Genomic DNA, 20,378 nt, shown 5'->3' on the forward strand with positions numbered 1-20,378 from the left:
GCTCGTGTCGGCAATGGGACGCCGGGCCGTCAAGGGGACACGCTCTGGGCCCCGCCGGCCGTAGTGAGGCGGGCGAGTAGCTCTGGCTGGTCTGCCAGGCCATTCTCGGCCATCGACTTGATCGAGGACTCCATGGACGCGCGGTCCACGCGATCCCAGTCGATCGGGCCGAGCGGCGGCTGCGGGTCGTACTCGATGGCGGCCTGAATCATCCGGGCGGCATCCTCGCCCACCAGTTCGGCGGCCAAGTGCAGGGCCATGTCGATGCCCGCCGCCACTCCGGCGGCCGTAAGCACGTGCCCGTCCGCGACCCAGCGCCGGGACACGGGTGTCGCGCCGAAGGCGCGGAGCATCGGCATGGCAGCCCAGTGGGTGACCGCCTCGCGGCCCTCGAGCAGACCGGCGGACCCGAGGATCAGCGAGCCGGTGCAGACCGAAGCCACCACCTTGGCGCTGCGGGCCGCCTGCCGGACGTAGCCGGTCAGCTGTTCGTCCGCGAGGGCGGCGAAGGTCGGGGCACCGCCGCCCGGGACGATCAGGCCGTACGGGGCGGGCACCTGCTCGAAGGTGTGGGAGGCGGTCACGGACATCGGGCTGTCCGTCGGCAGCGGCTCCCGGGCCGCTGCCACCGTGACGGCCTCGAAGCCGAGTCCGAATTCCTGCAAGGCGCTGATGACCTGGAGCGGCCCGACGAAGTCGAGGGCGGTCAGGCCGGGGTAGAGCACGAACGCGATGGTCCTGGTCGCTGTCATGCCTCCAGCTTTGTCGGGGTGAGCGGCCGTCGGGCGGACCGTGTCTGGAATCCTGTGATCCCTGTCTTTCGGACACCAGGAGTCGCTGATGCGCCGCGTGGTCGTGATCGGGTACCCGGATACCGAGCTGCTCGACATCTCCTGCCCGGCAGGCGTGTTCGACGCGGCCACGCGCTGTGGCGCGGAACCTGGATACCGGGTCGAGCTGGTCTCGCTCGGTGGCCTGCCGGTGCGGACGAGCTGCGGCCTGACACTCGCCGCCGGCGCCCTGGAGCGGGTCGGCGGCCGATTGGACAGCGTGGTGGTGGCGGGCGGGCCGGGGCACGAGGCCGCTGCCGAGGACGCCCGGCTGCTCGTCCACCTGCGCCGCCTGGCCGGGCTCAGCCGTCGGGTGGTCTCGGTGTGCACAGGCGCCACCCTGCTGGCCGCGGCCGGCCTGCTGGACCGGCGTCGGGCGACCACGCACTGGATGTGGGCGGCGGAACTGGCCGCCCAGTACCCGGCCGTCACCGTGGACCCCGCGTCACTGTTCGTCTCTGATGGCAACGTCCATACTTCGGCGGGCGTCACCAGCGCGATTGACCTCTCGCTCGCCCTGGTGGAGCAGGACCACGGCTCGGCGCTGGCCCGCCAGGTGGCCCGGTCGCTGGTCGCGTACCTGCAGCGGCCAGGCAACCAGGCGCAGGTGAGCATGCACCTGGCGGCGCCGCCGCCCGAGCACCGGCTGATTCGAGAGGTCTGCGAACACATCACCGCCCACCTGGACGCCGACCTCGACGCTGCCACCCTGGCGCGAATCGCCGGGGTGAGCCCGCGCCATCTCACCCGGCTGTTCGCCGCGGAGCTTGGCACCACGCCCGCCCGGCACGTGCGCGCCGTGCGCGCCGAAGCCGCCGCCCATCAGCTGGCGGCCACCGGCCTGCCTCTCACCACCATCGCCCGCCAGTGCGGGCTGCGAACGACCGAGACGCTGCGGCAGGCCTTCGCCGATCTGTTCGCAACCACGCCGTCGGCGTACCGGCGGGCGGCCCGGCACGGCTGAAGCCTGCTGCGCAAGGCCATGAGTCAGCAGACGGATGAGCGGCCGGCTGGCTTCGACAGCGTGCACTGGCCCCGTCTGTCAGCTTGGCCATCGCAACACCCCGCAGGGTCAGGTGTTGCAACCACCTCTAGAACCCAAGCTGACAAGTGGGGCCATCAACCACTGTCAAAGCCAGCCTCGGTCGACGATTGGCGAAACGACACCTCGAGCACCCCGCAGGCATAGCACTTCTAGTACTGCAGCAGCGTTTCGCTATCTGGCCTGGTCAGGGGTGTCGTCCGGAGTGTAGTGGGCTGGTGGTGTGTCAGGGGCGGTCTTGCCGGAGTGCCCCTCCAACGAGTGGAGTCGTCGCCGGTAGTGGCAGTGGCGGGCGACGAGCTGGCGCCTGCGGCGCCAGCGTGACCAGTTCAGCATGTGCGCGCGAAGCGACCGGTCGGGTCGGCGGTTGCCGGTGAGGCGAGGCGCCAGGAGCCGCCGGACTTCTGCCACGGTGAGCGGAGCCAGGGGGCCGGAAGCGTTTCTGCACCCCCCTTTGCTCCCGCGTCGGCCGCCATGACCGCGAGGTAGGCATGGGCAAGCATGGCCAGGGTGATGTGCCGGTACCAGCCGATGTAACGGCGGACCTCGTACTGGTCCAGGCCGCACTCGTTCTTCGCGGCCTGGAAGCACTCCTCGATCTGCCGGCGCATCCCGGCGATCCGCACCAGGTCGGCCACCGCGGCCTCCCGTGGGGCGTAGGCGAGGAAATACGCGATCTCCTCGGGCTTGCTGGGATTGCGGCGGGCCAGTGCCCACCGCCGACGGACGGGAACCTCGCCCTGGTAGTCGAACTCGGCCACCGTGGGCAATTCCAGTGCCGCCCAGTGGTAGAGCCGCGGCCCCTTGGCCCCGTCGCCGCACGAGATCGGCTCCCATGCCTCCACGGGGGCCTGAGCGAAGAGGTGGTCGATGCGCGGGCCGAAGACCTGCTGGGACTTGGGCACTGCGAGCACATAGCCGAGACCGGACTGCTCCAGCAGACGGCGGAAGCGTCCCTCTTGCCCGTAGGCGGCGTCCGCGGCCACCCAGGCGAGGGGGAGATCGGAGGCCAGGGCACGCAGTACGAGGCGCTTGGCCAGCTCTCCCTTGGTGGCGAAGCCGCGTTCGTCGGGGACTTTCGCCGCCCGGCAGCGCTCGCGGTCGTCCGTCCACGACCTGGGCAAGTACAGCTCCCGGTCCACCAACGCCCGTCCGGTGCTGGTGGCGTAGGCGGCGAAGACACCGATCTGGCAGTTCTCGGTGCGGCCGGCGGTGCCGGAGTATTGGCGCTGCACTCCGGCCGAGGTGGTGCCCTTCTTGATGAAGCCGGTGTCATCGATGACGAGCACCCCGCCGTCATCGCCGAGGTGCCTGGCGACATATGACTGCAGGTCGTCGCGGACGTCGGCGGCGTTCCAGGTTGCTCCATTCAGCAACCGCTGGAGGCCATCGGGGGTGCGATGCCCGGCGAACTCGGCCAGTTGCCAGCCGTTCTTGCGGCCGACAGGGGCGAGCAGGCCCCGCACATAGTCCCGCATCCGGCGCCGCAGGTCGGCACGGCCAAACCGGTGGCCGATGCAGAGGAAGAGGTCGTCGAGTTCTCGTTCCCAGGCCGCGTCCGCATGTTCGTCGATCACGTTGGGAGGCTGTCCGTATCACAGCCCGGCCATTTCCCCGATCCACTCCCTGTCAGACTCTCGTGAGACATGAGGACAATCGAGTCTTCTGTTGTTAGTAGGGCGAGAACAGGATCTTTCGAGCGTGACGCTGAGCAATGCCGATCTCCTGGCCGGTGTGGCCGATGATGAGGTCGTGGGCAAGAAGAAGCGCGGTCCCCGCGCGGGCGGGCCGAAGCGGCGGACCTTCACCGCGGAGTACAAGCTGCGGATCGTGGAGGAGTACGAGCGGCTGACCGAGCCGGGCGCGAAGGGCGCGCTTCTGCGCCGTGAGGGGTTGTACCACTCGCACATCATCGACTGGAGGACCGCCCGGGACGCGGGCGCACTGGATGCGCTGGCCGCCAGGCCGTCCGGACCGACGGGCAAGAGCGCGGCCGAGAAGGAAGCCGAGCGGCTGCGGGGGGAGAACGAGAAGCTGGCCGCAGAGCTGGCCAAGTCCCAGAAGGCGCTGGCCATCCTGGGAAAAGCACACGAGCTCTTGGAACTGCTCTCCGAGAGCGAGGACTCCGAGCCCAAGCGGAGGAAGTGATCACCGAGGCGTTCGCCGCCCTGGAGTCGGTCGTCGGGATCAAGCCGGCCTGCGAGCTGACCGGCCGCTCGCGGGCCACCGTCTACCGGCAGCGCCACCCCAAGCCCCGCGTGGCCGGGCCGCGCCGGCCGCCGGCAACGCACCCGGCGGCCCTGTCCGAGCTGGAACAGGCACGGGTACTGAGCGTGCTGCGCTCGCAGCGGTTCGTGGACAAGTCCCCCGCGCAGATCTGGGCCACCCTGCTGGACGAGGGCACCTACCTGTGCTCGGTGTCCACGATGTACCGGCTGCTGCGTGAGCACGGTGAGGTCCGCGAGCGCCGCGCGCAGGCCGCCCACCCGCCCAGGACCAAGCCCGAGCTGGTGGCCACCGGCCCGAGCCAGGTGTGGACCTGGGACGCCACCAAGCTCAAGGGCCCCGACCGCGGGATGTACTACGACCTGTTCGTGATGCTCGACATCTACTCCCGCAAAGCGGTCCACTGGCTCGTCGTGCCGCGCGAATCGGCCGCACTGGCCAAGGAGTTCATCGAAGACGCCTTCCGCGCCAACGGCGGGGTCGTCCCGGACGTGGTCCACGCCGACCGGGGCACCTCGATGACCTCCAAGCCAGTCGCCCAGCTGCTCGTCGATCTGAACATCGTCCGCTCGCACTCACGGCCACGCGTGTCCAATGACAATCCGTACTCGGAAGCAAACTTCAAGACCCTGAAGTACTGCCCGGTCTTCCCCGACCGGTTCGGCTCACTGGCCGACGCCCGCGCCTTCTGCCAGCGGTTTTTCACCTACTACAACACCGTCCACCGGCACTCCGGCATCGGACTGCACACCCCCGCATCCGTCCACGACGGCACCGCAGTCACGATCCGAGCCCGGCGGGCCGACGTCCTGGCCGACGCCTACGCCACCAACCCGCACCGGTTCCGCCGAAGACCGACGCCACCCCGCCTCCCGAAGGCGGCCTGGATCAACCAACCCGCCAAGGAGAAGCATCAGGAAGAACCCGCAGCCTGACGTGTCTCACCGAAATTGACAGGCACCGACCCGGCCACGCTGCCGCCGAACGCCACCTGGCACTTGTCGACCAACCTGCCCCATCCTGACGTACCGCACACCGCCACCAGCCTCCATCCGCCCAGAGCTACAAACAGTTCAAGGACGAACTGGGCTGCGCCGACTTCCGAGTACGCTCCGATACCGCCATCCGCACCACCAAGCCTTGGTGCATGCACTGCGCTTTCTCCCTCTGCTGGGACCAGTGGTTCGCCTTACCCGGCCCCTTGGACCCTTCTGCGTCGGACCCACGCCCCGACGACCGGCCACCAGAGAGGGGGACCAATCGAACCCCACCTGCCCCAACTGCCCTGTTGGCCCCGGGCCTTACGCTCGGTCCGCTCCCGGCTCACCCCGGCCACCACCCTCAACCGCTGGTGGCGAGCCTGGACGGACAAGGACCCACCCGCCGAGCTCCAGACCCTGATCGACACGGTCACCACCGGACACGGCATCTCTCCACCGCCGTGTCTAACGAACTACCGGTGACTGCTGACGCCTCGAACATGGTCAGTTCGTACTCGATGGGCGTCAACCGGCGGACTGCTGCAGGGACAGGTGACACCTGACCTTGCTTGCTGAGAGGAGGCGGATCTGTAGAGTTAACGGCTCTGTCTTACATTCGGTGGTGACGGAGGGTTGTGGGGGTCGTTGGCCATCGTGTGCGCGATGACAACTCCTTTGTGAGGACGGTGTTTTCGGGTTTGACTCCCCTGACTGTCGAGGAAGTGGTCGACGAAGGAGAGCGGATCTTGGTGCGGGCCCGGACACCGGATGATCCGGTGCCGTGCCCGGACTGTGGGGTGCCGTCCGGCCGCGTCCACGGGTATTAGCTTGGCGTTTATCCTCGGCGGGCTTGGTGTTCCTTGATTGACTCGGCGCGTTTAAGCGTCTTGCCGACGTCGTGGTGCCTGGCCCGGTGTTTGTTCTTCGAGCCTGCAGGCCGTCCCGGGCCCGGCCGGGACGGTTTTGGTGCGGCCGCCGGGCGGGCCGTGGTCGCGCGGACGTTGCGAAACCCCCGGCGCACCCGGGCGGGGGTGAGTCGGCGGGGCTCGGCCGGTCGTTCCCAGGGGCGGCGGAGGTCCTCGGCGAGGGGCCGCGCGAGGCGGAGCTGGGTGTGGGCGGCGAGGATGAGCCAGGTCCACAGGTCGGCGGTGTCCGCGTGGCGGACCTTCGGGGCCGTCCAGCCGAGGGTCTGTTTCATGAGCCGGAAGGTGTGCTCAAGATCGAACCTGCGCAGGAAGGACTGCCACCAGCGCTCCACGTCCGCCGGTGTGGCGGCGGTGGCCGAGCACCACAGCCAGACCGGTTTCGGGTCGCGGTCGCCCGGCAGGCGCTCGATCTGCAGCCGCACCAATGTGCCGTGCAGGATGGGCAGTTACTCTTTCGCGTGGTTCAGCCAGGGGCCCCTGTGGGTGAGCCGGGGATGCATCCGGTCCCAGGCCATCGCCTCGGCCTTGCCGTAGCGGATGGTGTCCGTGACCGTGGTGACCTCGGGTTCGTGCCAGCTGTCGGGCTTGGCGAAGGTCAGGACGCCGCCGTGCCGACGCGGCCGTCCACCCTTCGGCCTAGAGCGGGCAGGGCCGGGGTCACGGAACATAACGCGGTCCGAGCGCAGGCGTCCGACCAGGACTACGGGAAGGTCCGCCAGAGCATGGGAGAGGTAGGCGACGTCGTAGCCGGAGTCCATGACGATCCAGATCTCCGGATCACCCGCCCGCCACTGCTGGGTGTGGACCAACCGGTCGACGACATCGCGTAGTTGGGCAGCGGTGACGGCGGTCGCGTCGTCCGCCGGCCCCAGGCGCACGGCGTCCAGCAACGCGACCCAGGAGGTCCGGCCGGTCTCCAGAGCGGCGACGAAGGAATACGGCCAGCCCGGCACGAACTGATCCCTGCTGCGGGCACCGCGTCCGTAGACGTGGCAGAACAGCCGGTCCGCGCTGGTCGGGGCATCTGGGCGGAGCCAGTTGCTCACGTCCACGGCCAGCACGATCCGCCCGTCGGCCGCCCTCGGCAGCGGCAGGCCCGCCAGCGCGCGCCGCAACCGCGCCGGCTCCAGCCAGCCCCGGTCCAACGCCGCGTACATCGCCCCGTGCCCGCGCCGGTGCTCAACCGCCAGCGACAACTCGACCAGCGTCTTCACCGGCCCGTCCGCACACAGCACTGCGTCCGTGAGCTCGAAGAGCGCATCCGCGCGGGCGTAAAGGCACTCGTAGAACTCGACCCGAAAGCGGGACAAGACGTCGAACGCCTCGCCCGCGGGCGCGTGGACCGGGAGACTCATGGCAGCGGCCGTTCTCTTGTACTTCGTGACTCGACATCTCGAAGCGTGGAGGACGGCCGCCTCCGCTGTCCCGGGAAGAACCGCAGATCAGCAGGTCGGGTGACCTACGAGGTTAAACGCCAAGATTAGAACCCGTTTCAGAACTTGCGACAGGAGCGTTGGCCCGCGCCCGCCGCGCTGACTCTTCCGTCCCGGGCAGGGTGGCCGGGTCCGTCTTCCCGGCACCTGCGCCCTGGGGAGCCGTCGGCACTGGTCCCGGGCGAGCCATTACGCTGGCCGGAACGGTCGTTTCCGGCGTTTTCGCGGAACCGCGGACCGCCCGGCTGGGCGCGGGAGTGGCCTCGCCCTCGACCACGTTCCTGGCCCGCGGCGGTCCGGTGTCCGCAGCCCTCCGGGTGTCACTCCCGGTGCCGCGTCAGAGCCTTTCGCACGGCGGTGATGGCGATGCGCTCCTGTTCCAGGCGCAGGTGCGGGTGGTAGGTGCCGGTGCGCAGGTCGTGGTCGAGGTGGGCTTCTTCGGGGGTGAGGTGTGTCAGGTCGCCGTGGGCTTGTGTCTTTTCCTGGCCCCAGTGGGACTCGTGGGAGAGGAGGGTGTCGCGGTCCATTAGCAGTGACGTGGTGTGCGGGAAGCGTCCTCGGACCTGGTCGAGGATGGCGAAGCCATGGGTGTCAATGTCGCCCCAGTAATAGAGGTCGACGTCGTCGAGCCAGGGCAGGTGACGCAGCAGGGCAGCGGCGTATCCAGAGCCGAGGATGGCGATGGCGTCGGGGACCGGCGGCAGCGAGAGATAGGTGATCTCGTTCTCGAGGACGAAGACGGTGCGCACCCCGGGGGACCAGTCGGCCAGTTCCTTGGCGCGGACGGTGAGTTCGCTGAAGGGCAGGGGAGAGGCGCCGAGGTAGCGCAGGCGGATGTAGATGGGCTTGGTGCGGAAGCCGTAGCGGGAGGCGAGATCATTCTTCGGGGCACCGGCGTTGATGCGGCCCTCGGGGAGGGCGTGGTCGAGGAGACCGGCGAGGATCGCCTTGTGGGTCTCGACGAATTTGGTGTCCACGCCGGGCACGTCGATCTCGCGCAGGTAGACCTGTTCGGCGCTGTGGTCGCGGATCCAGCAGACGGTGCGCACGAGCTGGTGCCAGACCGCGGTGTGCAGGAGGACCTTCATGGGGTGGTCGGCCATCCACCGGGCGAGGCCGGGGTCATGGAGTGCGGTGTGCTCATACAGGGTGTGAAAGCAGTCGACCTGGCCGGTGACGCCCAGCAGTGCCCACAGGGCGGGGCGGGTATCGATCCAGGCCCGGACCGGCACGGTTTGGAAGGGAAGGCCGTTGCGGCCTCCGATGGATCTGGTCTGGAGGCGCAGCTGGGGGTGAAGGCCGGGGGCCCAGGACTGCGCCCAGGCGAGTGCCTGCTCGTAGTGGTGCAGGATATCGCCCGCGGTCGGGCCCTTGAGCGGCACCGCGATGGGTTCGAAGGGGTGTCCGCCTGCGGAGGCAGCGAGGTAGCGGCCGCTGGTCCACTTGCGACGCAGGGTCTCGAGAACGTCCTCGGGGCGGCTCCACGCGGCCGGTGTCATGGCTGCTCCTCCGGCCGCTGGTGGGCCTGCCGGGCCGCTTGCTTGTGGGCGCGGAACTCCTCGATGGTGAGGTTGACCAGGCGGGAGCGGGTCTCGTCGGGCTTGTCGACGTAGCCGACGCGGGTGACGTGGGGCTCAATGACGTGCAGCTTCTGGAGCGGGGTGATGACAAGGAGCTGCAGGCCCAGACGCTGGAACAGGTCGAGGGCGAAGTGGGCGGAGGAGTCGTCTCCGCGTCCGAAGGCCTCGTCGATGGTGACGAAGTGGAAGGTCTTGGCCTTGGCGGTGCTGGGATCGATGCGGAACTGGTAGGCGAGGGAAGCCGCGAGAACGGTGTAGGCGAGCTTTTCCTTCTGGCCGCCTGACTTGCCGCCGGAATCCGGGTGGACCTCGTGCTCGTTGTCGGTGCCGCGGTCGAGCTCGCTGGCGGAGAAGACGAACCAGCGCCGCACGTCGGTGACCCGGGCGGTCCACCCGGCGTCAACCCGGGTGTGGTCGGCGCGGCCCTTGAACCGATCGAGGAGCGCTTTGACCTGGAGGAACTTCTCCTCGGTGTAGGAGTCGCCGGTGTCGTTGGAGAGCGCTTCGCTGCTGCAGGCCCGCAGGTCGTGCTGGAACTCGCGGATCTCCCTGTTCAGCGTGGGGGCGGCGTTCAGCCGAATGTAGCGGCCCGGGTTGTAGTCGATGCCGGCCAGCGAGTCGTTGATCACGTCGATGCGTTCGCGGATCTGCTGCTCCTGGGCGCTGAGCCGGCCCTGGAAGGAGGCGATGTCGCGGATGACATTGGTACGCAGGTAGAGGAGGAACTGCTGCTCGAAGCGGGGCAGGTCCTCGTCGGTGAGATGGTGGTGGAGGGATCTGTAGCCGGCGACGGACTCCATGGAGTTGTCCAGTTCGGTGGTATGGGCCGGGTATTTGCCGCGGAAGGCGGTCATCAGCCCGATCGCCTGGTTGCTTGCCTGGCGCAGGGTGTCGTTGCGTCTGCCGATCGTGCGCTGCAGTTGTGCTTCGGCGTCGCGCTCGGCGCTGTCCAGGTTCTCCAGACGGCTGTCGTTGCTGCCGGCCGCGGGCAGGAACCTGCCCAGGGCCGTCTCGTGCTCCGCCACGGCGTCGAGGTCGCACTTCGCCAGCAGGTTCGTGGTCTTCTGCAGCAGTGTGGTGGTGCCCTCGGTGTCGTGGCGCAGTGCGCCCAGTTCTTCCTGGCCCAGGCCGAAGGTCTCCTCGCTCTGCTTGATGTCGTTCTTGGTCTGCTGGAGCTGCGCGGTGAGCGTGTCCAGGCCTGCCTCGGCCTCCAGTGTGCGTTTTTGCCGCTCGAGCTGTTCGATGTCGGCGACGGTGGCTGGCCAGTCGAGTTCCGCGTAGGCGGTGACGCTGGCCAGGAGGGTGAGGGCGCCGTTGGTTCCGGCGCGGGCCTTTTGCCGCTTCTCGAGTTCGCGGGTGGCGGCGGTGAGGGCGGCGCTCTCGCGGGTGAGGTGGGCGGCGTCGGCGAGGAGGGCGTCGAGCTTGGTCTGGTTGCTCCAGCCCAGCACCCAGTTGCGCCGGTCGTCGATGCGGTGGGTGTCATTCTTCTCGTGGCGGCCTCCGCCGGCCTTGACCAGGCCTTGCCGGGTGACGGCGGGCCGGGTGGCGAGGGTGAAGGTGTCCAGGTCTTCGGCGCACAGGTAGTCGGCGCGCGAGCGCAGCCGTGCGGCGAGCCAGTCGCGGGCCCAGCTGTCAGACTTGAGGTCGAGTTTGCCGGTCAGCAGGGTGCGGTCGTCGGGCAGCGTGGCGCTCGGTGTGTGGGCGGGGACCTGGTAGTAGACGAGCTTGAGTCCCAGGTGACGGCCGTTGACCCAGGACGAGACCGCGTCGTAGTGAGTGTGCGGGACCAGCAGGGACAGGGCGAATCCGCGCAGGACGCGTTCGGCGGCACCGGCCCAATCGGCCTCGTCGTCGCGGACCTGGATCAGCTCGCCGGCGAACGGCAGGATGTCGACGCCAACGCCAATGGCGCCGGCGAGTTCGCGGCGCAGCTCCAGCACCTGGGCGGGGATGCTGGAGCGCTGCTGCTGCAGGCTGGTGATCTCGCGCCGCATCTCGTCAGTCGCGGCGGTGTTGTCGCGGCGCCTGACGGCGAGGCCGTCGAGTTCCTCGCGGTCCTGCCGTTCCTGCTCCCCGGCCCGGGTGCGGGCGGCAGAGACCTGCTCCGTGCGTTCATGGAAGGAGGCGGAGTCGGTGACCGTCTCCATACCTGCTTGCGCGAGCCAGCCGTTGTACTCGGTGGCGCGGTCGCGGCGCCGCTTGCGTTCGCGGCCCAACTCATCGATCCGGCCGGTCAGCAGGATGAGCTTCTCCCCGCCGGCGCCGTCGATGCGGCGCTGCAGGCCGTCGGCCGCGCCGCGCAGCTGTTCCAGCTGCCGCGCGCGGGTGGACTGCAGTACCTCCAGTTCTGTCGTGCGGGCATGCAGCGCCGCGTGGCGCGCGGCGAGGAGACTGTGGCGGTGCTGGGCGAAGAACGCGGGAACGGCGCTGCGGCGCCGTTCCAGGATGCTGAGGTCTTCCTGGAGGGTGTCGTACCGGGTGCACACCTCCACGATCGGCGCCAGGCCTTCGATCATCTGGCGGGCCCGTACCACTTCGCTGTGGCTGGCGGTGAGCGCGTCGAAGTGAGCGACGATCTTGTCGACGGCCGCCTGGGCGTCGAACGGCTCCAGCATTCGCTCGCGGACGAACTCGTCCAGGCTGCCCACGGCCTTCATCGACACCGTCTGGTGGAACAGCTCCAGGGCCTGCTCACCGGGGATGCCCAGACCGCGGCGCAGCGCCTTGCCGTACTGCGTGTATGCGCTGCCGTGGAGGGTGGCACCGCGCTGTTTCAGTTGCCGACGCAGGTCGGTGATGTCGGTGCCGAAGCCGGTGAAGTCGGTGTCAATGGACAGCGGATGCTCGGCGGTGAGGTAGAACCGCTCCGGCTGTCCGGTACTGGTAGGGGAGGTCCAGTAGAAGACCTGCGCGAGTGTGAGATGGGTATCGAGGGCGTAGTTGGTGAAGACGCCCAGGATCACGCTGTAGGAGGTGTGGTCGCGCAGTCCCACAGGGCGGGTACTGCCCGTTGCTTCGACACGTTCGTTCCGGTAGTGGCCCAGGACGTAGGAGCGCAGGTCGCGTTCCTTGGCGTCGGCACCTGCCGCCTTGTTGTAGTCGATCTTGTGAGCGGGCAGGAGCAGTGTCGTGATCGCGTCCACCAGGGTGGACTTGCCCGAGCCCACACCGCCGGTGAGTAGCGCGCTGTGCCCGTCGACGGTGAACGTGCGGGTGGTGCGGTGGAAGGTGCCCCAGTTCAGCACCTCCAGGCGGGCGAGCCGGAATCCTGGGCCGGCGTCGTAGGTGTGTGCCGGGCTGGGCGCCGTCTGGCGGGGGATGAGCGCCGCCGGGCCGGTGGTGAGAGTCATGCGTCGTCCTTGACTGTGGTGGAGACAGCGCTGCGGTAGGTGGCGAGGAGGTCGTTGAAATCGCCCAGAACTTGGGCGTCGACCAGGGCTTTGAGGTGCCGCCGTACCTCGTAGGCCGCGGTCTGCTTCGTCGGGCGCAGCACCTTGAGGTCGACGAGCTTCCTTATGTGGGCGTCGATCTGGTCGACGAGTTGGGCTTCGTTGCCGCGTGGGGCAGGAAGCCGCGGACCATCTCGACCAGGTCCTCACGGGTCAGCACCAGGCGCGGATCGTCGGAACTGGCGTCGCTGTCCGCCAGCCGCCCGCGCAGCAGGACGAGCATCAGGCTGACGGGGAAGGAGAGCCGGTGGCGGGTGACCAGCCTCGGCACGGCGGTCCCGTCGTCCCGGGCCTCGCTGTCCTGCTGCCGCACATAGGCGTAGCCCTCGGCGCGGTCGACGACGACATCGAGGCCGATCACGGCGAGGTAGTCGCCGATCGCCGCCTGCTGGGCGAGGATCTGCTCCCATACCAGTGGGGCGTCGCCCTGGTAGAGCACACCCGCTTTCAGCAGGTGGACAACGGGGCGGTGAGGGCATCGCTCATCGCGGGTCGGCCTTTCCGGCGGCCGTGCCGCCCTCATTGCGTACGAACGTCACATGCGGCACCTCGGCCCGGGCGTGGCCCGGTGCCGCCACACGCGGGTAGACCAGGACATCGGTGTTCTCCGGGTCCACGCTCACGTCCAGAGCGGGGTGCTGGATGCGGAAGTAGCCGAGCAGTTCGGCGAGTCCCAGGGTCAGCGGGTGGTTGTCGACGACGGTGGCCAGGGCCGCCTGGCCGTTCGGGCTCGCGGCGACCGCATCCAGGACGTGGCCGGCCAGTTCCACGGTGTCGACGTGGATGCCGACGAACAGCTCCGTGAGGTCCGCCTCGGTGTCGTCGGGCGGCGGGACCGCGGAGGTGTCCAGCTCGACGCGTTCGACCGGCATATACAGCCGCCGCTCCATCGGCAGCGCGATGCCCGCCTGAGGCATTTCCAGCTCCATGCCGGGCAGATCCGCCGTGTCGCCCAGGGCGGTGACGTGACGCTGAACGGAGCGGACCAGCGCCAGCACGCGCTGGTCCTCCGCCCGGCTGCGGTCGGCCAGGAACCGGCGCAGTTGTTCAGTCAGCTGCCGGACGGTGTCCTGGGTGTTCTCGGCCGCCTCCAGCCAGGCGAACGGGATTTTCAGCAGTCTCCGGTCGGTTCTGCCTTCCAGCTGCGGCAACTGGGTTACCTGCTGCAGCAGTTCCCGCAGTTCCTGCTGACGGCGTGGGGAGAGGAGGTAGTCGAAGAACGCCTGGAAGCTCTGCCCCTGGTCGGACTGGGCGATCTCGTCGCGCTCCAGCAGGAAGGCGGCCAGCTGCTCACCCTTGCCGCCTTCCGCGGTGGCCACTTGCCGACGCAGCCGCCGGTCCAGTTCCCGCAGATTCGCCTCCACCTCACGGAAATCCCGCAGGAGTTCGACCGCGGTGCTCTCCACCTGCTGGTAGCGGTCCAGCAGAGCGAGCGGAGAGAGGAGCTCCACCTCTCCGGTGAGCAGCCGGGCGATCTGGGCGTCGAGCGCGTCACGTTCCCGGCGCAGTTCGTCGATGCGCGCCTGCGGGTCGGTCTGCGCCCCGAAGGCCATCTGCCGAAGAAGTGTGACGACGGTGTTCAGGCGGGACTCGGTGCCGATGAACGAGCGTGCCGGCAAATCCCGCACCCAGGCCACGGCCTTCTCCAGGGCCGTGGTCGCATCGAAGTGTGCCTCGTCCTCGCCGGGCGGGTAGTACTTGCGCAGCCAGCCGCTCTTCGTCCACTCCGCCAGGTAGGCGGCGGCGGACCGGGGAAAGGAGCCGGGCTCGCGCTCGTTGAGGAGGTAGAGCTGGTCGTCCAGCCGGGACTCCAGCACACTCTCGGGCACCCCGCGCGCGTTCTCCTCGACGAATACCGTGCCGCAGAAGGACAGCACCAAAGCGGCGTTGTCCGCGCGCAGCAGCACCCATGCCGGATGGCTCGCGAGAGCCGTGACCTGATCGAATTGCATGCAACCCCCCGATCGCACACGTGCGGTTTCCTTATCCGCCCGGGTGGAGCGGATGCGGAAACCTTAAAGATGGGCACTGACAAAAGCCGGAAAATAGAACAATTCTGCGAATTCAGTGGTGCCCGGGCGTCGGGCGGCCGCGCCCGTGCGGGATCAGGCGGCGACGCGGTGCTGGGAGAGCTTGTCCAGCATGATCTGGTTGGCTTCCCAGCCGTCTGGGAACTTGGCGCGCACGGACAGATGCACCGGGTCGGTCGAGGGGTGGCTGTCCAGGAGGTCGGCGATGCCCTCGCGGGCGACGACGATGCACGCCTGCCGGTGGCGGGAGGCGAGCACGCACAGCCGCCCGGCCTCCAGATGGAAGGCCGTGGCGTCCCGGCGGCCGGACAACGGGTGCACGACGATGACGACTTCGAACTCACGGCCCTGCAGCCGGTTCGCGGTGTCCACCGCCACGCCCCGCGCGCCGGGGCTGCCGGTCCGGCCGAGCGCGGCCCGGACCAGGTCAGCTTGGTCGCGGTGGGCGACGCCGATGGCGATGTCACCGGCGTCCAGGCGCCGGCCGCCCGGGTCGCGCTCACAGGTGGCGACCGCTCCGCGCTCCAGCAGCCGGCCGGCGAGGTCGGCGGCGGTCTGGAGGGTCTCGGTGTCGGTTCGCGGGACATGGCGACGGGGCAGTTCGTGCAGGGCCCAGCCGGTGGTGAACGCCTGCACGAGGGTCTCGTCCAGATCCGCGCGGGCGAGCCCGGCGGTGCGGAACTCCAGGGCGCGTGTGTCTTCACCAGTCCCGGCGGTGAAGTGGGTGAACGGGTAGAACGCCCGGGCGATGGTCGGTGCGGCCGAGAGCGGCAGGCGCCAGGACACCGGAAGCCGGTGCACAGGGATGTGCGGGTTGTGCTCCAGCATCACGCTGACACCGTTCTGCGTGGGGTCGTGCGGCAGCCCGATCCAGCGTTCGGTGCCGACGATCGTGAACGGGTCCAGCTGCCCGGGTCGCCGACGAACAGGCCCCGCTCGAAGCGTTCGACGATCTGCAGCAGCATGTCCGAACGCATCTGGTAGGCCTCGTCCAGGACCGCCCAGCCGAACGTGGCGTCGCGGACGGTGGCCCACTTGGCAGCGGTGGCGACGATGATCCAGCAGCCGGCCAGGTCGGCCAGGGTGCGGCCGACGGTGGTGTTCATCAGGGTGCCCAGGGCCGGAGACGGGTGTAGCTGGTGGCACTCAACCGTCCGACGGCGATGCCGGGATGCTCCCTGGCCAGGCGCACGACTAGGTCGTCGACCTGGTTGTTGGTCTGGGCGACGATGATCGGGCGCTCGCCGCTGTCGGTGAGTTCCTGGGCGGCGCGGACCACCAGGGTGCTCTTGCCGGCGCCCGGCGGGGAGTCGACGACCACGGCCCTGTGACGCCCGTCGGCCATGTTCGCGAGGATCGCCTCGGTGGCAGCGGCAGCGGCCGTTGCAGGGTCGGACACGGCTGGTACGGGCGTCGTGCTGGTGTCAGTCCTCATTGCCCCACTCCTCTGCGGCGGCGTCCTCGGGTACGGCGGGGTCGGTGCCGACCCCGTCGGCGGCACTGTGTGTCCACGGGGTGGCATCGGAGGCAGGGAACTGCGGTGCCGGGCGCCACCCCGGTCGGGCAGGTAGGCGATGCACTGGCCCGGCTCCGGGACGGTGCCCTGCTTCGGGACGCGGCCGCGTCCCATGCCGCCAGTGACCTCCACCGTGACCCGTGTGGTGTCGCCGTCGGGGAAAACGGAGACGATCATGGCCTTGTGCCCGGCCGGCATGGACGGGCTGATCAGCTTGGTGTCGGCGGCCAGCCGCACGGGATCCAGGGTGCGGACGTGACGCGCGGCCGCGGCACCCGCTTGTTCTTGTCCGTGGTGACCGTCCGGCCGGGTTCGGCCTCCACGACCGTCCCGGCGAACGCCTCACCGGCGCTGCGCCGGTCGGCCAGCACGAAACGATCGTCGAACGCCATGTCGGACTCGAATTCGGCCAGCGCGCGCTCCAGCCAGCCCAGCCGCCGGGCCGCGCCGATCGCGGTGTCCCGCTTGCGCTGTGGAAGGCCGCCGGAGTCCCGGTAGTCGGAGTAGTCCGTGAAGGCCTTGCAGTCGCCTCGAAGCGCTTGCCGGTCCGCGGTGCCTCGGGCACAGAGCGCAGCAGCGATATGGCCTGCCACACCATGCGCCAGGTGGGCTGAATCTGTCCCGCGATCAGTTCCCGTAGTTCGGTCTCGGCGGTGGCCAGCGCGTGCGGGTCGCCGAGCGTGCGGGCCGTGTCGAACTTTCTGATTGCCGGGGCCAGGTCGCGGTTGTCGAACTCGGGGAGGTCGACGGGCCCGCCGGCGGGCACACGTCCGGGTTCTCCGCATCGCCATGGCCTGCTCGACGCTCAAGCCCGACGGGGGAGCGATCCAGGCCATCAGGGAGCGAGTTCTGGTCTCGAGCGTGCTCTGGCCGGTCGCCCAGTGCTCGCGAGCATTGTGGTGACGGGCAGCAGCACGGAGGTGCCGGCCTGTTCGGCCCTGTCGACCAGGAACGTCAGCCACATGCCGAACTCCGGTACGACGTCCGGCACCGCATAGGGACCGGACGTCGCGCGGAAGCGCACATGCGTCCCAGATCGGCCAGGGCTTTGACGCCGCCGGGGGTGGGCACTAGGATCTGCGGCGCCTCGGTGTACCGGGAACGCTTGCCTTCCCCGCGGCGGTCCTGGCGGAAAGAGTCGATGTAGTCCATCACGATCCGGCCGAGGTCGGCGGCGAACGCGAACCGCTGGTCGCGGTTGCGGGGCTGGGCCACGACCAGCAGGGTCCCGTTCCTCTTGGCGGAGCCGACCATCGCGGCCAGGGGAGCCCCGGCCTCTCCGGCCATGGCCAGCGGGACGATCACCAGCGGCCGGCCCGACAGGTGCCGGTGCCGGAACTCGGTCAGGGGCACCGCCTGCATCGACTCCATCGCCTGCACGTGCGCCAGCGCCGACAGCGTGCTCATGCCGCAACCCCGAGGTCTTCCAGTTCTGCGCGCAGCCGTGCGGCGTGCGCAGGGCCGCGGCCATCCCACCTGGTCATCGCTCGGCGTCAGTTCTCCGCGAGCCAGTCCATGACCATGGTCGTGGTGTCGATGCGCCGAACTGCTCGCGCCCACCGGCCCGAGGACATCCAGCGAGGCTTCCGCGCGGGCGCGGGAGCGGCAGTAGAACGCCATCTCGCAGTGGTTCAGGCAGTCCGGGCGGTACGTCACGAGGACCTGATCCAGCGCCGCGGTCAGCTCCTCGGCCGGGCGCCGGGGCCGATCTTCCGCGTCCGGGGCGAGGTCGAAGGTGAGGTCATCGGGCAGCAGGTCCACCAGGTCCCCGATGCGCTCGATGCGGGACAGCTGACGGGTCAGAGCGGCCACCTGCTTGCTGGCGTCGACGAACGCCCCGGTCGGCCGGTTGGTAAAGTCCTTCGGCGCGACTAGCACGATCGTATCGGAGACGGCCTCCTCGCCGATGCCGGCCCGCCCGAGCAGGTCGCGCAGCGCGATGATGTACGCGCACGCCTGCGTGGTCGCCGCCCGCACCTGTGCGGAGTTTGCCTGCTCGTCGATGATCGGGAAGCTCTTGATCTCCACGACGTGAAAGCGTCCGTCGATGCGGAGGGCGACCAGGTCCGGCTCCAGGTACGCCTTGTGCCCGCCGATCTGCAGGCACAGCATCGGGTGGTCGAACAAGGTACCGTCGCCCTCGCCCCGGGCGGCCCGCAGCAGCACTTCCTCGGTGCGCTCATGGCGCTCCTTGGAACGGCCGTCGCCGCCGACGTCGTTCAGGTCCTCGTACCCCACCTCCGGCAGCGTCAGCTCCAGGGTCTCGCGCAGGACGCGCAGGAGCTCCGCGCAGCCGTTGTCCTTCACCATCGCCTCGAAGGCGTTGCCGCGGGTGATGGCGAAGGAGGACTGGCCGAAGGACGGGGGATGGCCGACGTGTGTGGCGATCGCGGCCTTGTCGGAGCCGGAGGCGTCCAGCAGGGCCCGCAGTGTGCAGCGCGGATTGTTCTCCAGGGCCGCCAGCGACCTAGCGTTGTAGTCCAGGCGCTTCGCGGATCCGCGCAGTGCGGCGAGGCGGTCGTCGACTGGTGCTTTCACGGTCTCATAGGTCCTTGCGGGGGAGAAAAGGATGCGGGGAGATGGAAATCAGGCACGGGCGGACCGCAGATGCGTGACGCCCCGCAGGGGCGCGCCGAACAACTGCTCGTCGTCCCCGAGGGACTTACGGGCCCGCCGCGCGGCCGCCGCCCGGGTGGCACGGTCGGCGTCCGTATGCACGTCCAGCTCGGCCTGGGCGGCGCCGATCACCTGCTGGGGATCCAGCGCCCCCTCGTGACCGGAGGCGTTCCTCGGCATGGCGTCGGGGATGTTGACGGCAAAGCGCCACAGCAGCCGCAGGGCCTCCGGACTGGGCCCCTCCGCAGCGGACTCGGCGGAGGTATGCACCGCTTCGGCGATGCGGATCGCGCCGGTGAGGTAGTCCACGCGCGGTGACAGCGGGCCGATGACGCGCTGCTCCAGCGTCCAGGTACTGATGGTGATCAGTGCCCGCACCGGTGTCAGCAGGTCGTGTGCCAGTGCCGGGCACAGGTAGTACGGCCGGGCTCCCGGACTGGAACGGTAGGAACGCTCCTCGTCCCGGCGCAGGCTGGAGAGCTTGGACGCGGAGAGCTCTCCCGGGAAGAACGCCTCGTGCACGCCGACGATCAGCTTGGGGGCTGCCGGGGCCCCGAGGAGCATCAGGGCACGGTGGACGTGTTCGCGTGCCGGGAGCTGTGATCCCCGGGCGGCCGGAGCAGCTTCCGGCGCTGGGCGGGGCGGGGCAGCCGCCGGTTCATCGGCGTCGAGGAGGGCGTCCCAGGCCCGCTCGGCGCGGCGCAGCTGCATGCGCAGCTCGCCGGCCCGTTCGGTGTCACCGGCGGCGGCGGCGTCGCGGATCGCGCGGCGCAGGTTGCCGATGCTCTTCTCCAGGGCGTCCAGCGGATCACTCATGCACCAGACGCTACCAGAGTTCCAGAGTTTTCCAGACTTGTTCCTGTGATTCGAGGTACAGTCGGGACACCGAACCTCCGGCCGCGGCAGCGCAACCCGCGCCGCCCCGCAGGCCGTTCCTCTGGAGGCACCCGTGACGGGACGCGTATTCCACACCTCCGACTGGCACCTGGGCCGCCAGATCGGCCGCCATCGACGTGACAGCGAGGTCGACGCCGTCCTGGACGAAATCATCGCCATCGCCGAGGACTACACCCCCGACCTGATCGTGCACAGCGGCGACCTCTTCGACAGCCCCCGGCCCAGCCTGGACGACATGCGCCGCGCGGCCCAGGCACTGCGCCGCCTCGGCACGATCGCGCCCGTGGTCGTCGTCGCCGGCAACCACGACACCACTCACGTCCTGACGTTCCTGGAGTACGTCCTCAACGACATGGGCGCCCGCGACGGAGACCAGACCCGGGTCCGCTTCGCCACCGACGCTCACCCCGACAGACTGCTCCTCGCCGAGTACCCGACCAGGAACGGGGATCTCACCCTGCGCATCGGCGCACTGCCCTACCTGCACCCCAACCGCTTCACCTACGACTTCGCCGACCCCGCCCTGGCCACCGCGACCTACGCCGAACGGATGCGCACCGTCCAAGCCGAGGTCTACCGCCGTCTGACCGCCGACCGAGGCCCCCGGGACGTCCTCGTCTACGCCGCCCACCTGTTCATCGAAGGAGCCCTCCCGTCCTACTCGGAGCGGCGGATCTCCCTGAGCACCGAGTACGCGGCCGCAGCCGCGGACCTGCCCGATGTCGCCTACGGCGCCCTCGGCCACATCCACAACCCCACCCGTCGGCCGTTCCGGCTTCCCCGCCTACTACGCCGGCAGCCCCCTGCAGATGGACTTCGGCGAGACCGGCGACACCAAGAGCGTCGTACTCGC

At 69.5% G+C, this 20,378-nt stretch carries 14 protein-coding genes and 3 pseudogenes; 5 read left to right on the forward strand and 12 right to left on the reverse strand.

The genetic code is table 11. The annotated features are described in order from the left end of the window. Nucleotides 1-29: 29 nt before the first annotated feature. Nucleotides 30-752 (reverse strand): DJ-1/PfpI family protein, encoded by a 723-nt coding sequence (locus tag CGL27_RS49320; RefSeq protein ID WP_119994165.1) that lies wholly within the window; start codon nucleotides 750-752, stop codon nucleotides 30-32. A gap of 88 nt (nucleotides 753-840) precedes the next feature. Here CGL27_RS49320 and CGL27_RS49325 point away from each other — a divergent pair, with 88 nt between their 5' ends. Beyond that, complete coding sequence (locus CGL27_RS49325; RefSeq protein WP_119994166.1) at nucleotides 841-1,794, forward strand: DJ-1/PfpI family protein; 954 nt, start codon at nucleotides 841-843, stop codon at nucleotides 1,792-1,794. 407 nt (nucleotides 1,795-2,201) lie between these two features. Here the strand turns inward: CGL27_RS49325 and CGL27_RS49330 are convergent, their stop codons facing one another. Further along, entirely contained in the window at nucleotides 2,202-3,389 is a 1,188-nt protein-coding gene (locus CGL27_RS49330) for an IS701 family transposase (protein ID WP_119994167.1), read from the reverse strand. A 184-nt stretch (nucleotides 3,390-3,573) separates the two neighbouring features. Between CGL27_RS49330 and CGL27_RS53740 the strand changes: the two genes are divergently transcribed. The 3 genes and pseudogenes from CGL27_RS53740 to CGL27_RS52950 all read left to right on the forward strand — a co-directional run. After that, nucleotides 3,574-4,020 carry a hypothetical protein gene (locus tag CGL27_RS53740; RefSeq protein ID WP_346345718.1) on the forward strand — a complete coding sequence of 149 codons (447 nt, stop codon included), beginning with the start codon at nucleotides 3,574-3,576 and terminating at the stop codon, nucleotides 4,018-4,020. Beyond that, complete coding sequence (locus CGL27_RS49335; protein WP_346345717.1) at nucleotides 4,017-5,033, forward strand: IS3 family transposase; 1,017 nt, start codon at nucleotides 4,017-4,019, stop codon at nucleotides 5,031-5,033. Before CGL27_RS53740 ends, CGL27_RS49335 begins: the two co-directional genes overlap by 4 nt. A gap of 701 nt (nucleotides 5,034-5,734) precedes the next feature. Further along, nucleotides 5,735-5,902: pseudogene (locus CGL27_RS52950) on the forward strand (ISL3 family transposase); the annotation flags it as partial. An 11-nt stretch (nucleotides 5,903-5,913) separates the two neighbouring features. On the opposite strand, the pseudogene CGL27_RS49345 reads toward CGL27_RS52950, so the two are convergent. The 10 genes and pseudogenes from CGL27_RS49345 to CGL27_RS49385 all read right to left on the reverse strand — a co-directional run bounded on the left by CGL27_RS49345 (nucleotide 5,914) and on the right by CGL27_RS49385 (nucleotide 19,444). Next, a pseudogene (locus tag CGL27_RS49345) lies at nucleotides 5,914-7,359 on the reverse strand (NF041680 family putative transposase). Between the two features lie 398 nt (nucleotides 7,360-7,757). Then, nucleotides 7,758-8,936: a Wadjet anti-phage system protein JetD domain-containing protein gene (locus CGL27_RS49350; protein WP_119983702.1), complete on the reverse strand. Its 1,179-nt coding sequence runs from the start codon at nucleotides 8,934-8,936 to the stop codon at nucleotides 7,758-7,760. Further along, nucleotides 8,933-12,367: an ATP-binding protein gene (locus CGL27_RS49355; RefSeq protein WP_119983701.1), complete on the reverse strand. Its 3,435-nt coding sequence runs from the start codon at nucleotides 12,365-12,367 to the stop codon at nucleotides 8,933-8,935. Before CGL27_RS49355 ends, CGL27_RS49350 begins: the two co-directional genes overlap by 4 nt. After that, nucleotides 12,364-12,510, reverse strand: coding sequence for a hypothetical protein (locus tag CGL27_RS52955; protein WP_240450923.1), 147 nt, complete (start codon nucleotides 12,508-12,510; stop codon nucleotides 12,364-12,366). Before CGL27_RS52955 ends, CGL27_RS49355 begins: the two co-directional genes overlap by 4 nt. 20 nt (nucleotides 12,511-12,530) lie before the next feature. Continuing rightward, complete coding sequence (locus CGL27_RS52960; protein WP_240450924.1) at nucleotides 12,531-12,905, reverse strand: DUF4194 domain-containing protein; 375 nt, start codon at nucleotides 12,903-12,905, stop codon at nucleotides 12,531-12,533. A gap of 43 nt (nucleotides 12,906-12,948) precedes the next feature. Beyond that, nucleotides 12,949-14,418 (reverse strand): DUF3375 domain-containing protein, encoded by a 1,470-nt coding sequence (locus tag CGL27_RS49365; RefSeq protein ID WP_119983699.1) that lies wholly within the window; start codon nucleotides 14,416-14,418, stop codon nucleotides 12,949-12,951. A 153-nt stretch (nucleotides 14,419-14,571) separates the two neighbouring features. Then, nucleotides 14,572-15,931: pseudogene (locus CGL27_RS49370) on the reverse strand (AAA domain-containing protein). 290 nt (nucleotides 15,932-16,221) lie between these two features. Then, nucleotides 16,222-16,605: a hypothetical protein gene (locus CGL27_RS52965; protein WP_240450925.1), complete on the reverse strand. Its 384-nt coding sequence runs from the start codon at nucleotides 16,603-16,605 to the stop codon at nucleotides 16,222-16,224. Nucleotides 16,606-16,966: 361 nt separating this feature from the next. After that, nucleotides 16,967-18,550 (reverse strand): hypothetical protein, encoded by a 1,584-nt coding sequence (locus CGL27_RS49380; RefSeq protein WP_240450926.1) that lies wholly within the window; start codon nucleotides 18,548-18,550, stop codon nucleotides 16,967-16,969. Nucleotides 18,551-18,598: 48 nt separating this feature from the next. Further along, nucleotides 18,599-19,444 (reverse strand): hypothetical protein, encoded by an 846-nt coding sequence (locus tag CGL27_RS49385; RefSeq protein ID WP_119983695.1) that lies wholly within the window; start codon nucleotides 19,442-19,444, stop codon nucleotides 18,599-18,601. Between the two features lie 133 nt (nucleotides 19,445-19,577). Here CGL27_RS49385 and sbcD point away from each other — a divergent pair. Continuing rightward, nucleotides 19,578-20,378 (forward strand): exonuclease subunit SbcD (gene sbcD / locus CGL27_RS49390; RefSeq protein WP_240450927.1); only part of this gene is annotated, 801 nt, incomplete at its 3' end.

The organism is Streptomyces sp. 11-1-2 (genome assembly GCF_003595545.1).
In the GTDB taxonomy this organism is placed as follows: domain Bacteria; phylum Actinomycetota; class Actinomycetes; order Streptomycetales; family Streptomycetaceae; genus Streptomyces; species Streptomyces hygroscopicus_B.

Coding starts and splice junctions, on each gene's coding strand:
- CGL27_RS49365 (WP_119983699.1), bottom strand. CDS start 14,418: ATGCAATTCGATCAGGTCACGGCTCTCGCGAGCCATCCGGCATGGGTG.
- CGL27_RS49320 (WP_119994165.1), bottom strand. CDS start 752: ATGACAGCGACCAGGACCATCGCGTTCGTGCTCTACCCCGGCCTGACC.
- CGL27_RS49355 (WP_119983701.1), bottom strand. CDS start 12,367: ATGACTCTCACCACCGGCCCGGCGGCGCTCATCCCCCGCCAGACGGCG.
- CGL27_RS49325 (WP_119994166.1), top strand. CDS start 841: ATGCGCCGCGTGGTCGTGATCGGGTACCCGGATACCGAGCTGCTCGAC.
- CGL27_RS49385 (WP_119983695.1), bottom strand. CDS start 19,444: ATGAGTGATCCGCTGGACGCCCTGGAGAAGAGCATCGGCAACCTGCGC.
- CGL27_RS49350 (WP_119983702.1), bottom strand. CDS start 8,936: ATGACACCGGCCGCGTGGAGCCGCCCCGAGGACGTTCTCGAGACCCTG.